12 protein-coding genes are annotated in these 14,571 nt (G+C 54.5%); 5 read left to right on the top strand and 7 right to left on the bottom strand.

Annotated elements, in window-relative coordinates:
* Positions 1-25: 25 nt before the first annotated feature.
* The 4 genes from rplA to trhA form a co-directional block, all read right to left on the bottom strand.
* Entirely contained in the window at positions 26-703 is a 678-nt protein-coding gene (gene rplA / locus Q31b_RS04070) for a 50S ribosomal protein L1 (protein ID WP_146598334.1), read from the bottom strand.
* A gap of 251 nt (positions 704-954) precedes the next feature.
* Positions 955-1,758 (bottom strand): hypothetical protein, encoded by an 804-nt coding sequence (locus tag Q31b_RS04065; RefSeq protein WP_146598333.1) that lies wholly within the window; start codon positions 1,756-1,758, stop codon positions 955-957.
* 226 nt (positions 1,759-1,984) lie between these two features.
* On the bottom strand, positions 1,985-3,340 hold the full coding sequence (locus tag Q31b_RS04060) for a tetratricopeptide repeat protein (protein ID WP_197170877.1): 1,356 nt from the start codon (positions 3,338-3,340) through the stop codon (positions 1,985-1,987).
* An 18-nt stretch (positions 3,341-3,358) separates the two neighbouring features.
* The gene (trhA, locus tag Q31b_RS04055) at positions 3,359-4,018 is read right to left on the bottom strand and encodes a PAQR family membrane homeostasis protein TrhA (protein ID WP_231617284.1); all 660 of its coding nucleotides are present in this window, start codon (positions 4,016-4,018) and stop codon (positions 3,359-3,361) included.
* A 400-nt stretch (positions 4,019-4,418) separates the two neighbouring features.
* Here trhA and Q31b_RS04050 point away from each other — a divergent pair, with 400 nt between their 5' ends.
* Together Q31b_RS04050 and Q31b_RS04045 are read left to right on the top strand one after the other, a co-directional pair.
* Positions 4,419-5,555: a M24 family metallopeptidase gene (locus Q31b_RS04050; protein WP_146598331.1), complete on the top strand. Its 1,137-nt coding sequence runs from the start codon at positions 4,419-4,421 to the stop codon at positions 5,553-5,555.
* A 38-nt stretch (positions 5,556-5,593) separates the two neighbouring features.
* The gene (locus tag Q31b_RS04045; RefSeq protein ID WP_146598330.1) at positions 5,594-6,025 is read left to right on the top strand and encodes a hypothetical protein; all 432 of its coding nucleotides are present in this window, start codon (positions 5,594-5,596) and stop codon (positions 6,023-6,025) included.
* Positions 6,026-6,057: 32 nt separating this feature from the next.
* Here the strand turns inward: Q31b_RS04045 and Q31b_RS04040 are convergent, their stop codons facing one another.
* Complete coding sequence (locus Q31b_RS04040; protein ID WP_146598329.1) at positions 6,058-6,345, bottom strand: transcriptional regulator; 288 nt, start codon at positions 6,343-6,345, stop codon at positions 6,058-6,060.
* Between the two features lie 392 nt (positions 6,346-6,737).
* Between Q31b_RS04040 and Q31b_RS04035 the strand changes: the two genes are divergently transcribed.
* A complete protein-coding gene (locus Q31b_RS04035; protein ID WP_146598328.1) occupies positions 6,738-9,467 on the top strand; it encodes a hypothetical protein in 2,730 nt (909 codons plus the stop codon).
* A gap of 81 nt (positions 9,468-9,548) precedes the next feature.
* A complete protein-coding gene (locus tag Q31b_RS04030; RefSeq protein WP_146598327.1) occupies positions 9,549-9,761 on the top strand; it encodes a hypothetical protein in 213 nt (70 codons plus the stop codon).
* On the opposite strand, the gene Q31b_RS04025 is transcribed toward Q31b_RS04030, so the two are convergent.
* Positions 9,758-11,194: a RecQ family ATP-dependent DNA helicase gene (locus Q31b_RS04025; protein WP_146598326.1), complete on the bottom strand. Its 1,437-nt coding sequence runs from the start codon at positions 11,192-11,194 to the stop codon at positions 9,758-9,760. The two genes, Q31b_RS04030 and Q31b_RS04025, sit on opposite strands and share 4 nt — an antisense overlap.
* A 240-nt stretch (positions 11,195-11,434) precedes the next feature.
* On the opposite strand from Q31b_RS04025, the gene Q31b_RS04020 reads away from it, so the two are divergent.
* Entirely contained in the window at positions 11,435-12,766 is a 1,332-nt protein-coding gene (locus Q31b_RS04020; RefSeq protein WP_146598325.1) for an MFS transporter, read from the top strand.
* 478 nt (positions 12,767-13,244) lie between these two features.
* Here Q31b_RS04020 and Q31b_RS04015 read toward each other — a convergent pair whose 3' ends face one another.
* A complete protein-coding gene (locus Q31b_RS04015; protein ID WP_146598324.1) occupies positions 13,245-14,405 on the bottom strand; it encodes a DegT/DnrJ/EryC1/StrS family aminotransferase in 1,161 nt (386 codons plus the stop codon).
* Positions 14,406-14,571 lie beyond the last annotated feature (166 nt).

Raw genomic sequence — 14,571 nt, 5'->3', positions numbered from 1 at the left:
CAACTTGCGTCATCCGCAAGCCGACTTAGAACGCGATCCTCACACTGGGGCTCATCGTTGCACAAATCGCAACGCCTTTAACATAGGTACCCTTGACCGATTGTGGTTTCATTCCGTTGACAAACTCAAGGAATGCAGAGATGTTCTCGGTTAGCTTGGTTGAATCGAAGCTCATCTTACCGACCATGGCGTGGACATTACCACCCTTGTCGTTTCGGAATTCGACCTTCCCCGCTTTGTACTCGCCGACAACTTTGCCAACGTCTGGCGTGACGGTGCCGGCTCGAGGACTAGGCATCAACCCGCGAGGTCCGAGGACGCGACCGAGCGGTCCGACCAAGCCCATCATGTCGGGGGCAGCAATACAGACATCGAAATCGGTCCAACCATCTTTGATCTTTTTTGCCAGATCCTCTTGGCCAACTTCGTCCGCACCCGCTTCCTCAGCAACCTTGGCTGCATCGCCCTTAGCGAAAACAACGACTCGCTGAGTCTTGCCGATACCGTTTGGCAATACCAAACTACCGCGAATGATCTGGTCCGCCTGGTTTGGATCGACACCCAAACGCATGTGAACTTCGACGGTTTGGTCAAATTTTGTTGAATCGTATTTCTTGAGGACTTCGACCGCTTCGCCCAAAGGCAATGCTTTCGATGGTTGCTTCTCAAGTGCGGCGCGATAGCGCTTAGATTTTTTTCCCATTTTTTGTCACGACTTAATGTGTTGTCGGGTGGTTTGGCGAGACTCACCTGGCCCGAAACATCACACCCAATTCTCTTCCATTCAACCGTCGAATGAAGAAGTATAGGCGTTTTGCTGATGTTCAGCGGCAAGCTCTCCCACTTGTTGGTCGCAATCAATTCGATTGCGAAGCGGAAATGTCGCGAATTGATCCCGAATCGTCAACGGCAAACACGCCTTTTCACCCCACTTTTTCCAAGATTTCTTTCGGACTACTGCAACACTCGCGATAATAACGCTCCAACCAATGCCGCGCCCACGTCTCGCGATTCGATTCGCTGGAGACCCGGTTGGCGATAGGTTTGCCGCCCAATGTAGCGTTCTTGGCCCAAACTTGCTTCACCATAGGGAGACACTTGGTTGCGTGAATGGTCGAACCCAGAGCTCGGTGTGCTACGAATTGGTGTGCTACGAAAACGATCAGTGGGCGTTGGAGACGATGGGCTACGATAGCTGGGAATCGGAGCCACTCTTTGACGATAACTTTCATAATGAATCGGAGCGGCGACTGGCGGCGAAATCGATAAACGTGAAATGGCGTGATTGTGCATCGATGCCTGCTGCTCCGCCGCAATCGCGTTGGCCCTTCCGAGAACCAAGCCGAATTGACGGTGGGCCATGTCGACGCGAGCCCAACATGCTTCGAGCGTTGGGTTGCACGGATAGCTGGGCTGGTCGAACAATGCGATCTCGACCGTGTGGTGCAGACTTTCGATTTCTGCCCAGGTGCCGTTCAAACGCTCAAGAGCTCGCAGGTCCAAATCACTCGCACGCCTTGCATCCGACCGCAATCGACTCGTTGCATCCTCTAATTGATCGACCAATCGCCGGTCTTCTCGCTCGATATACCGCAGGCGAAGCACGTGCCCCTCAAAGTCGCATACCGCATCGCGATAATTGTCTGATGCTTCGTAGAGCGGGCCGCGAGAACTTGCACTCGCGGTGCTCGTGAACATCACGCCAGCAAATATGGTGGCGAATCCGAATGCAAGGCTCTTTGTGAATCGTCGTTTCATGGCTGCTCTTCTTTTTACTGCAGGAGGAGGTTGATTGGAGGGCTCTGAGAATGAGCCATCTCTACCTCGTCAGTAATTGCATCGGGTGTGCCAATACGGCAATGACAGCAAGCCGCCTCTGTTTTACGACGTGTTTCACGGTATTTCCGACACTATCACGCAACCAGAAGGAAACCCAGGGTGACGTCATTATGATGTCACATGTCTTTCATAATGAAACCGCAAGCTAGTCCTTGATGAGGGCCTCCGAAAAGAAGGGGCCCTTGGATACCTTGGCACTTTCGAGTAGTTGTTCAGCTTGTTCTTGGTTTCCAAGCTGGCTTTGAAGCTGGGACAAATGCCAGGCGGTATCACGAGAGATCCCGCCGCCGGAAACCGCTCGTGAAAAGCTATCCTTGGCTGACGTGATGTCGCCGAGTCGAAATTGGACCCAGCCAAGGGTTGCCCAGCAATCGGTACGGTTCGGGTTGTTTCGGACCATGAGCTGGGCGATTTGAAGAGCTCGACTTCGCAGCCGTTCGTCTTTCGACTCAATCATCGCAAGCGCCATTTCGTTGCCCACCGTGAGTTGTGTCGGGTTTTGCTGGTGAATAGGCGAGAGGATTTCAATCGCTCCCGAAAAATCGCCATTCATTCTTTTCGCCATCGCTTGTAGCACGAGCCGCTCCCCGTTGGCTTCGGCGCTCTCAAACGGACCGGCGAGCACGTCGAGAATATCAGCGGGTCGGTTGTTCCAGAGCAACCACCGTGCGAAACCGATTTTTGCTCTTTCGGCTCCTTTTTGATTGGGATGATTGATTGCGGAGCGAAACTGTCTTTCGGCTTCATTTGACTTTTTTTCTAGATCGTAGAGCAGGGCCATCGACAAGGCGGGGACCTCGCGAGTCGGGTCGAGCTCGAATGCTCTATCGAACGCTTTTCTTGCCATTACCTTGTCGTCCAAGCGGAAACGAACGCGACCGAATGCCGTTAGCGCATCAGCGGAAACGTCAGGTTTTCGAGCAAGCGATTCGTAGATTGCATCCGCTTTTTCCAATTGGCCGCGATCCTCGTGATAGGCCGCCAGCAACCGCATTCGGTCGTCGTCTAATTGCGACTTGTACTCCTCGCTCCATCGCTCTGATTTCTTGGCTGCCGCCGCCATTTGCAAATGGGTCCAACCGTCGTACCACCGCGATTGAGCGATGGCATTTCGAGCAAAGAATAGCCGGACATCCATCCGGTCTGGATTTTCAGCTGCTAACGACTCGATCACCTCACCCGCTTCCGCACCGCGACCGGCCCCCGCAAGCAATTGGCTTAAGATGATTTCAGGATGCGGCGAATCAGGTTTCTTTTCGGCGTACCGTTTGAGCGATTCACGAGCTTTTTCGATCTCGTTTTCGCGGACATAGATTTGAGCTTCCTTCAAGAATGCCTGATCGACCGCCAAGCCGCCGTCGGCAGGCATGTCGGTCAAAATGTCGGCGCAAGCGGAGCGGGTTTCGACCGCATCAGGCAGCAGCAGCAAAAAGCAAAGCATTGCGATGAGCCAGCGAACGAGATTGCGTTTGACGGATCGGTCCGCCTTGCTTTTGTTCATCAATTTGCCGCCAATCATTCAGATTAGATAAAGATAGATGCCGAAGAAATGAACCGCTGCGGCCAACATCACGCTGATGTGCCATCCAGCGTGCAGATAACGGATTCTGCCATCGTTGACCAGCAGGATGGTACCCAGCGAGTATAGCACGCCGCCCAAAAACATCGCCGCAATGACTGCGCCGGGAACTTGACCGATAAGCGGGATTGCCGGCAGCCATCCTAACATAAGATAGGATAACGTCCCAATCGAGTTGACTCGGTGGCGAGCCAGAACCTTGTGGAAAAAACCTACTCCTGCGGCAATCCAAATCGCGACCAACAGCGGAATCCGGACGCTATCGGCGGCACAAACGTAAACGATCGGTGTGTAGGTTCCCGAAATCATCACATAGATCATCGCTTGATCCCATGCCCGAAGCGTATCGAGCAGCGGTTGCCGAAGAATCGTGTGCGACAATGTGGAGCAAATAAATGTTCCTATCACACCTGACATGTAAGCGGTACAGGCGATCGCCAATCCGACATCGACGCTTCCCGCTTTTGCCACCAAGAAAAACAGGCCCACGATCGACACGATTGCTGCAAGTCCGTGTGTAAACGCATTGGCCCATTCCTGGTCCCATTTGACCGGAGCGTCTCCGCCGTTGAACATGGGTGGATTTGTAATTGCACTCACTTTTCCTGGTGTCTCCCGCGTCATGTGGCGCTAGCTTTCCGTTTGCGTGACCTAATATTCGCAAGTCGTGGGTTCTGATAATTCGCAAGCAGGAAGCTTACGCCACTTATTTTTCAGCACCTTAGTATAGGACAAGGCAAGACGCCTAAAAAGGAGCTCCGCAAAATTGGCTAGATGGCGACATTCTGATTGACTGCGATAGCTCTTTACCCATTTGCAGCTTTCGTCCGTTTGCGCGGGATCTATGCCCTGATGGGGATATTCTGCTAAGATGGTTCCGACATCATCAATCGTCACAAAGCTTGGAGTGCAGCCTTCAGACGATTCCTTGCGACGTGCGAATCGGTTAAAGACTTGACTCCAACACTTACTCCATTTAACGATCGACCCTGAGGCTTTGATGAACACGACTGCGATATTGCTCGCTGGCTATCCTGACAAAAACGCATCTCTGTTTCGGCGTATCCAAGTTCCGCTTGGCGATCCCGCGGCTTGGGTTGACATTCAGGGGCATACCACGGCGTTGGTCCGTGACTTGGAAATGGACCGAGTTCGCCAAGCCGGCCATACCGACCACGTGACTTGTCCAGCCGAACATCCCGCGCCACTGGGCCTAAGTGCCGATCGCGAAACCGCAACCGCTCAGGCGGTCGTCCAACTGCTACGGTCCAAGAAAATTGAGCGAGTCGTGACCGATCGGTCGTTGCCCTACCTGTTTGCTTGGCACCTACAACAAGCCGAGATGGAACTGGCTTACGACGAAGAGCTCGGCGTGATCGATCGGCGATCAAAAAGCGACCAGGAAATCGAGGCGTTAGCCAAAGCTCAGGCGACGACCGAAGAGGTGATGGAGATAATGCTTCGCCGTATCGCTCGAGCAAATGCAAATGCCGACGGTTTTCTAACCGTCGATGGTGAAGTACTGACCAGTGAAAACATGAAGCGATTTGCCGCGATCGAATTTCTACAGCGTGGATTTAGCATGACTCACGGTGCGATCATCGCCACGGCTCCCCATGTTGCCGACTGCCATCACTCCGGTACCGGGCCGCTTTCGACAGGCCACCCGGTCATTGTCGACTTGTACCCGCGAGACGATTCGACTCGTTACAACGGAGACTGCACGCGGACGGTTGTGCATGGCGAAGCTTCCGACACAGTCAAGGCGATGCATGCCGCCGTCATCGCGGCAAAACAAGCTGCCGACAAAAAGTTGGTCGCTGGCAATCTAGCCAGCGAAGTGCATCAAGCGTCCGAAGCGGTACTGATCGAACATGGCTACCCGATATCACGTGGTACGTTGACCGACGCGCCGAGCATCCAACATGGTACCGGACACGGCATCGGGCTCGATGTACACGAACCGATCCTGCTCGATGAGGGAGGTGGTGAAATGCTAGAGGGAGAAGTCTTTACAATCGAACCAGGCCTCTACGGACGAATCGACGGCGGAGTCCGTGTCGAGGATATGCTGGTCGCCGGCGAAACCGAGTCCAAGAATTTAAATCGCTTGCCCTACGGGCTCGATTGGTCCTAAGACGGCTTGCCATAGAACAGGCTTCCAGCCTGTTAGCCGTGGAACAGGCTTCCAGCCTGTTAGCCGTAGAACAGGCTTCCAGCCTGTTGACTGTGGAACAGGCTTCCAGCCTGTTGGCCGTGGAACAGGCTTCCAGCCTGTTGACTGTGGAACAGGCTTCCAGCCTGTTGACTGTGGAACAGGCTTCCAGCCTGTTGACTGTGGAACAGGCTTCCAGCCTGTTGGCCGTGGAACAGGCTTCCAGCCTGTTGACTGTGGAACAGGCTTCCAGCCTGTTGGCCGTAGAACAGGCTTCCAGCCTGTTGACTGTGGAACAGGCTTCCAGCCTGTTTGTGATGGACGACAGGCTAGAAGCCTGTCCCACGTCTGTTGACTGTGGAACAGGCTTCCAGCCTGTTTGTGAGGGACGACAGGCTAGAAGCCTGTCCCACGTCTGTTTGTTGTGGAACAGGCTTCCAGCCTGGTTGTGAGGGACGACAGGCTAGAAGCCTGTCCCACGCTTTTACTCACCTTGTTCTTCAAGCTGCTCGCGATAGCTGTCTCGTTCGCGGCGTGTCGCTTCGAGATCAAAAATCAAGTACTTCATGTCGAGTCGCAATTGCGACAATGCTTCTTGAACCAAATTCAAAATTCGGCGACGACGAGTGCTGCACTCAATCACCCGCGTCAAAGCTGGCGTGACGGCGTCGCGGTAACGTGCGGGCAACGCGTTGATTGCTTCGGCCATTTCTTGAAGCTCAACCGGGGTTTGCTCGTTGGTCGTGTCAGCGTTTTTGATGGTCTTTGGCATCGTGGGTCTACTCCGAGGAAAAAACAGCAAGTTGTTCGATTTTCGTTGTTTGCCATCCATTGCATTTGAGGTGCCGATTCCTTGGCGGAGTTGGTTGTAGATAACGCAAACTGTTTGCAGACAAGACGTTACGACAGAAACCTTATCGAGATTGTCAAAAGGCAATGTTGCAAAAAAGAACACAAATTCGCCTAGCTTTGGCGATCTAAATCTTGGTATGCAAAGGTGTTACGTGCTACTGAGGCGGCTGGCGACCGGTTGTGGATTTTTTTCAACACAACGTCGCATTTACCGCACGCTCGCTGCAGTTTGCCAGTGTAGGAGCGATTCACTCCACGAGCAACGACTGAGCATGTGATTGTTTCGTAATCGATCCCCTAGGTCAACGATAAATGTCTGCTGCGAATCAAAGCCTAACCGAAATACCGCCGGTCGCTCGGACTTGGCAAGCGGTACGTTCTACGGCCTCGAGTACGCTTTTTACGATCATAACGCTGCTTTGCCTCTCGTTTTTCCAGCCCGCAACAACGTCGGCCCAAATCTACGATTCGCTTGATGCTTATCCCCCCCGTTGGCACTTGGACAGTTCCGATTGCGACGCACGCGTCGTCGAACACAAGCATCTGGTGGATGGCGGAGTGGACGGACGCCCTTGTGAAATTCTGACAGTGGATGCCAAGCACGGTAGCGAGATTTTGCTTGCTTATCCGATTGAACCTGTCCTACCGATCGATGGATTGACGGCAAACGTTTCCGTGATGAGTGCCATGGCCGGAGCACGAATTGGATTCCGTGTCCGTTTTCCATATTTGCGTGAAGATCATTCTCGCCAAGCGGTTTCCGTGGTGGTGTTTGGCACGAGTTACAAAGATCCCGGTCGTTTCGCTTCGATCGGTGTCGGCATGATCGAGGCTCCGCTGATGACAAAGGAGTTCTCGCTCCGCCAAAAATATGGCTCAGCCGCCAATTTGAAAGATCCTTACGTCGATGCGGTGATTGTTGACGCCTACATGGGTGCCGGTTTGCGGTCGCTGCGGATCGACGAATTGCGAGTCGACGGATTGGTCAGCGTGAGCGAAGTATCGCCCACAAAAATTGTATCGGCATCGGATCGAATTCAAACCCGCCGACAATTGGAAAACGGAATCGATGACCTTTCTAGCAATCTCGATTCCTCGATTGGCGACGGACCAAGCAACGCGTTTCCGTTTGGCCGTGTAACACGCATCCTCCAACACAACGGCGAACCATTGTCATGGGTCCGCTCGCTCGGCTTTGATGCGGTCTTGTTGTCGCGTCCGCCCAACTCCGAGATCCTCAGCGAAGCAATTCATGCTCGCGTTGCGCTCTATTGTCCGCCACCGACGGCCCCCGATCCGGCGTTAACGCCGCTACTGCAACCGATTGCTGGCTGGTATCTCGGTCATGGCGAAGCCTTGGATTCGTTACAAGTCGAAAACGTGGAGGCGGCGACGCAGCGACTGCGAGCTTTCCCGGCAGCTTGGCGGAGGCCGCTTATCGCCGCACCGTCGGAAAGCTTTCCTCGCTATGCAAAATCACTTGACGGCATCGTTTATGACCTGCCCATCCGATTGCGCGGGGTCACCGACGCGGAAGAAGTCGAACAGTTTGCAAGTCTTCGAAAGCGGGTGGGAGACCAGATGCAGATCGCAGCCGCTGTGATGAGCATGTCACCCGAAGTTGTGATGCGGCAAACCGAGTCGATTGCCGATTCGATCGGAGCACCGCGGCCAAACGGATTTCGCTGGCACTCGATGTGGCTGCAAGCGATGCGAAGTCTACAATCCGCTCCTTCCGCAATCCTCTATCGATCCACACGTTCCCTGGTCGCGGGCTCCGAAATTGAGAACCAACGTTCGATGGCTCTCAGCTACGTCAACCGCATGATTGCAATGCTCGAACCGTGGATTGCCGGTGCAACGTCATCGCCACCCATCGCAATCTCTGGTGCCTCTTATCACTGTTCACGATTGACCAAGAATGGTGTGGAGGTGCTGGTTCTGACATCATCAACGATGCGCGGCAGCGAGGTCCTAGCGGGAGATGGTCAATCGATCGAATTGAAGCTTTCGCCAAGTGATGCAACCAAAACGTTTTGGCGCATGACTCATTTCTCTGCCGAGCGGTTAACACCTGAAACAACGACCACCGGAACGCGGATTGAAATCGTTTCGCCCGATGCGGCGGAGGTGATTGTCGTTAGCAGCGATCCGGCCATCGGAGCAAATCTAAGTCGATCCGCATCGCGGTTCGCAAAACAAGCAGCCCTTGATCGCTGGCAGCTGGCTGGCGATTTGGTCCGCCGCACGAAAGACCAATGGCAAACGACGGTCGTTTCGAGGGTAACCAGTCGTCCGCCGCCAAGCGATTTGATCGCGGTCGCCCAAAAGACGCTTGCCGATGCGGAACCGCTCTACCGAGCAGGCGATGCCGACGCGAGCATTCGAATGGCTCGCCGTGCCGACGCCTGGGCGCTTCGTAGTGAATGGCAATTGAGCGAAATACTAATGCCCGATTGGCCCCGCCCGACGAGTTGTCCACCAATTGATTGTGGGGCTGCCGAGGTCCAAGCGGTTTGGTATCCATTGATGCGTGACCGTGGATGGAGCCACAATTATTTGACGACCGGATCGCTCGATAGCCGTGATATGATTGCCGCAGATCGCTGGACGTTTGGAAAACGATTCGAAGACAAAGCCCGTAGCGAAGTTTTGTTCGCTGACCGAGGTTCGTATGAGGGACCAGGGGCATTGACCGCTCGCACGGTATCACTCGTCGATGAACCGCTTTCCGGCGGATTTGAAGGAACCGTGCTGCAGGTCCGCAGCCCCGCCGTGCGAGTGGCTGCGAATACCGCCATTCGTATTGATGCTCTCGTTCGTACCATCGGCTTCGGCGGGGCTCATCAAGGTGTCCTCGTTTACGATACCGTAGGCGGCCAAGAGATGGGCGTGCTCGTTCGCGGCCGACCAACCTGGACACCGATTCGCTTGTACCGGCAGGCGATCGATGAGACGGAAGTCAGTGTGATGTTCGAACTGATGGGCGATGGTGAAGCGATGATTGACGAAGTAGAACTTCGTGTTTGGCAGCCTGATTGACCGGCGGTATGATGAACGGGCTGGCCAATAAAACGGGTTTCGAGCCTCCTTTGTCCCTGAAAAACATCCCTGCGGAATAAAATGCAACAAGTAAAAATCTTCAAAAGCGTTGACACCGAGTTAGCCGACTTGGAGCAGCAAATCAATCGCTGGATGCGAAAAAGCGGTGCCAAGGTCATCTCGATCACGGGCAACCTCGCGTCTTCGCCCCATGCATCGGCAGGCCCGCTCAATACGTTTGCCGCCAGCGACATTTTGCTCGTCGTGTTGTATCAGATCGATCCGCCGGGCTAGTGCGTTCCTTCGAAGTACCGTGCCAAAAACGCCTTCCGGTCTCCGCTTGCTGCAGCAAATTGCACCATCGCATAGAGCCGCTGCTGGTCTCGGCGTTTCTTCTCGGAAAGTACCTCGTCACTTTTTAGCTGGTTCGGTAACGCCCCTGTAACCTCAAAGCACTCGGGCGGCTGGGGACCGGCGACCACGTCCAGACGATCAAGGATTGCCATCGCGGTGGCGAGCCGGTGATCGTGACGACTAAGTCGCTGAAGACGACCGCGAAGCCATTCCAACCCGAACGCTCGGCACGATTCATTGTGCTCAACCAGGGTGTCGTACAAACGACCGTAAAACGCGGCGTCTGGATTCGACCATTCAATAAACTGCATCTGAGTCATCAAATCCTGTTGGTCATAGAGCCACAAACAACGACTCGGTTGATTGTCGCGTCCGGCACGTCCGACTTCCTGGTAGTACGATTCGATCGATCCTGGGGTTTCGGCATGAATGACAATCCGAATGTCCCCTTTGTCTATCCCCATGCCAAACGCATTCGTTGCCAAGACGATGTCGCCGTCTTCGAACAGGAATCGATTTTGAACTCGTCTGCGGTCTTGGCTCGACAAATCGCCGTGATAACAATCATGATCGATGCCGAGTCGTCTTAGGTCGTCGCTAAACCGGCCTAATGTCTTGATCAAGCAAAAGTAAACGATGACGCTGCCGCCGGAGTAAGCGGGGTCATTTAAACACTCCATCATCGCTTCAAGTTTTTCGGAATCGCCGAGGACGCTTTGCACGTCAAGTGTCAGATTCGGCCGTTCAATACCTTGATAAAACAATCGAATGTCGGATTCATCGATCCCAATTTGGCGATAGATATCACTTCGGCAATCCGCCGTCGCTGTGGCGGTTAACGCGATCGTCGGAGGATGCTCAACCCTATCGCGGATCTCCATCACGCGAGAATAATCGGGCCGAAAATCATGCCCCCATTGGCTGATGCAATGAGCTTCGTCGATCGCCAACAACTTGACGCACCGTTTGCCGATTGCTTCACGAAACTCCGCCTTGCGAAAACGCTCGGGGGTTACATAAAGCAGTCGGTACTTTCCCTCAGCGACTTCACGGTAGCGGTCGTTGCGGCTTGAGCGGTCGAGGGACGAATTGATGTAGGCCGCATCGACCCCCTTTCTCTGAAGCGACGAAACTTGGTCGTGCATCAAGGCCACCAATGGCGACAAGACCAATACCAGCTCGCGATGAGGGTTGTCAGGAGGAATCGTTAAAGCAGGGATTTGGTAACAGAGTGACTTCCCCATCCCGGTCGGCATCACCACCATCGCATGCCTCCCACAAAGCACGTGTTCGATGATCGCTTGCTGGTCAGGGCGAAAGGAATCGTGGCCGAAATGGCGACGAAGGAGATCAAGAGGAGAAGGCGATGTCATGAAGCTCAAAGCGTTTGCGGTCGAAGACAAGCGAAGCGAAAAAGGGGGGTTGGTTAGAGTGCCGTTTTGGGGTAGTGGATCTTGCTAACGATCTTGAGGGACGGGGATCTTTCACAAGATCCACTCCCCCCGCCCCTTCCACTATTTGGTAGCTGCCGAGTAGCCATCGTGCAAGTCGGCCAATTTGCCGCTATTCTTTTCGTCCCCCTTGAACCCCTCGATTGATCGTCCCTGGCTCTTATGTCATCCACTTTATCCCGTCGTTCGCAGCCCTTGTGCTCACAGTCGCCGTGTCAAGCTGCGGTTAGCCCTCCAGCCCCCCCCTCCGTTGCCGGGGGCTCCGTTGCCGGGGTCTCCGTTGCCGGGCAAACGCGTCTCTATGACCGCGATTTTTTGCTGGCGGTCGCCAGTCAAACGAGTTTTGTACTGGCAAACACGTTGATGGCCCACTACGCCCGCTGGATCGAATTTCTCGGCGGCGATCTTCGCCAAGTGGGATTGATCATGGGAACCGCGGCGTTGATGGGGTTGATTCTGCGCCCGTGGATGGCTCAGTGGATCAATCGGATTGGGGCTCGAGCAATGTGGGCGGTCGGCTATCTGGTGTTTGCTCTCAGCTCGCTCGGCAACTTGTTGGTCGATGAAATCGGCCCAGCCATTTATCTTTTACGAGGCGGCGTCGTATTGGGGGCCGCGATCGTGTTTGCCAGTGGATTGACTTTCGTATCACAGACCGCGCCTGCGAATCGGCGAACCGAAGCGATCGGCATTCTGGGCGTTGGGGGGTTTATGGGGATGCTGCTCGGGCCCGCTCTCGGGGATCTGTTTCTTGGCAGCGATCATCGGGTTCGTTTTGACTTCGTAATGCTGTTCTCCGCAGCAACGGTCGCCAATCTGATCCCCGCCGGAATGCTGTTCTTTTTGCATGCTCCCAACAGTGTGGGTGACCGGCGACCGGCGCGGTTGAGTGAGTTTGCTACGACCGTATTTCGCTATTGGCCCGGTACCATTCTGCTTGTCGACTTTGCCTTTGGAATCTGCGTCACTGCACCGATGATCTTTGTCGCTAGTTTTATTGATACCGCAGCGCTGCGCATTGACGGCGTTTCGGTGATCGGATTGTATTTTTGGTGTTATGCGGGAGTCGCAATTACCGTTCGCGTTGGTTTTCGCCGACTACCCGACTTGATTGGACCCGCAAAAGTATTGATTGTCGGTTCCCTGTTTATGTCGCTTGGGATGTTTGCCTTTGCCCTGGTGACACCCCAGCGGGCGACCATGTTGGTTGTTCCCGCATTACTCGGAGGCGTGGGGCATTCGATGATGTTCCATACGATGGTCTCGCTAACGCTCGCTCGCTTTCCGTCCTCCGCACATGGTACCGGATCGACTCTGGCACTCATGATGTTGGACCTTGGAACGATTATCGGAGCACCGGTGCTCGGGATGCTTGGCCAACGCTATGGGTTTCCTGCCCTCTTCGCGACGGTCGGAGTCGTCTGCCTCAGTGCCACAACGATCTATTTCGGATCGCGTTTCCGAGTGACCGCCGAGCAGCGTTGGATCGGCTAGTGCTTTGTCAGATAAAAAATCAGCGTTGGTCGTAGGGGACGAGGTTACGAGTCCCTGACTGCACAGCGGTCCAAGAGGATTCGGCACCTCGTCCACGACCCGAAACGGGACCTTGATGCACCTCGCGTCTCGGAGAGACGCGGCTACTCTATCTCGTCCACGACCCAAAAACGGGACCTTGATGCACCTCGCGTCTCGGAGAGACGCGGCTACTCTATCTCGTCCACGACCCGAAACGGGACCTTGATGCACCTCGCGTCTCGGAGAGACGCGGCTACTCTACCTCGTCCACGACCCGAAAACGGGACCTTGACGTACCTCGCGTCTCGGAGAGACGCGGCTACTCTATCTCGTCCACGACCCGAAAACGAGACCTTGATGTACCTCGAGGGGGGCGATGCCAGATCCGTCCACTAGAGGAACTCGCAGAGAGTTCCCCCATCGGGAATATCGGTTGCATTCGCGAAGCGTGCCGCGACTATGCGGCGGCTTTCGCACCAGCCGCATAAAAACCTTTGATCGCTTTGACGACCTGGTGTTGTTCCGATTCGGTCAAGGAGGGAAAGATCGGCAGGTTCAAAATCTCGCGACTTGCCCGTTCGGTTTCAACCATTGTCGACGGATCGACCCCTAAGTAATTAAAACACTCTTGTTGGTGCATCGGAACCGGATAATAGATTTCACTTCCGATCCCACGCTCGGACAGATAAGCCTTGAGGGCATCTCGGCGACCTTCGCCAATTCGAATCGAATACTGGTTCCAAACGTGGAACGCATTCTTGTCGACCGCTGGTACGACCACCTGATCGGCAGCCACCAAGTTTGCTTCCATCAGCAACCGGGTGTAACGATCGGCATTGGCTTGACGGTTGTGAACCGCGTCGGCAAGATGACGTAGCTTGACACGAAGTACCGCAGCTTGAAAGGTATCCAGACGACTGTTGATACCAACGACTTGATGGTAGTAGCGAGGTCGCATGCCGTGTCCTGCGAACAAGCGGAGCCGATCGGCCATGCCCGCGCTGGTGGTCGTCATCATGCCACCGTCGCCCATCCCGCCAAGGTTCTTGGTTGGATAAAAGCTAAAACAGCCAACGTCCCCCCAGCTTCCGGCGGGGCGAGAATGATAAGCTGCACCAATCGCTTGGGCGGCATCTTCAATCACAGGTATATCGTCATCGCCCGCAATTTGACAGATCCGATCGATCTGGGCACATTGACCGAACAGGTGAACGGGGATAATCGCGCGAGTGCGGTCTGTGATCAATCCGCGAATCGATTCGGGATCAACATTGAACGTATCAGGACAAATATCGGCAAAAATCGGTGTTGCACCGAGTCGAGTGATGCAGCTTACCGAAGCGAAAAAGGTAAAACTTGGCACGATTACCTCGTCGCCAGGCCCGATGCCGAGTGCCATCAGAGGCAGTAGCAGCGCGTCGCTGCCAGAAGCACATCCGATGGCGTTTTCGACTTGGCAATAGGCAGCAATTTCACTTTCAAGTGACGTCACGTCGGGACCGAAAAGGAATCGACCACTGTCGACAACTCCAGTTAACGCTTCGACAAATTCATCCCGAAGAGGACGGTTATCACGATTGACGTCCAACAAAGGGACGCCGGAGCTAGGATCGGCCATAAGAGCAACCTTCCATGGTTGAGCTTGTGAGGTAAGGAGAACACGGCGGGAACGGCGAAAGAACTCGTTTGCGGGAATTCGAAACGCATTTAGACGCCATGCTCAGATTTCCGAGCTCGGCTCACCAAGCTCGGTTTGACTAGCTCTCGGTTTATCAAATGAGCAA

The sequence above is a fragment of the Novipirellula aureliae genome (assembly GCF_007860185.1).
GTDB lineage: Bacteria > Planctomycetota > Planctomycetia > Pirellulales > Pirellulaceae > Novipirellula_A > Novipirellula_A aureliae.
The sequence above is the reverse complement of the archived record's forward strand: the minus strand, read 5'-3'. Positions and strand labels throughout refer to the sequence as shown.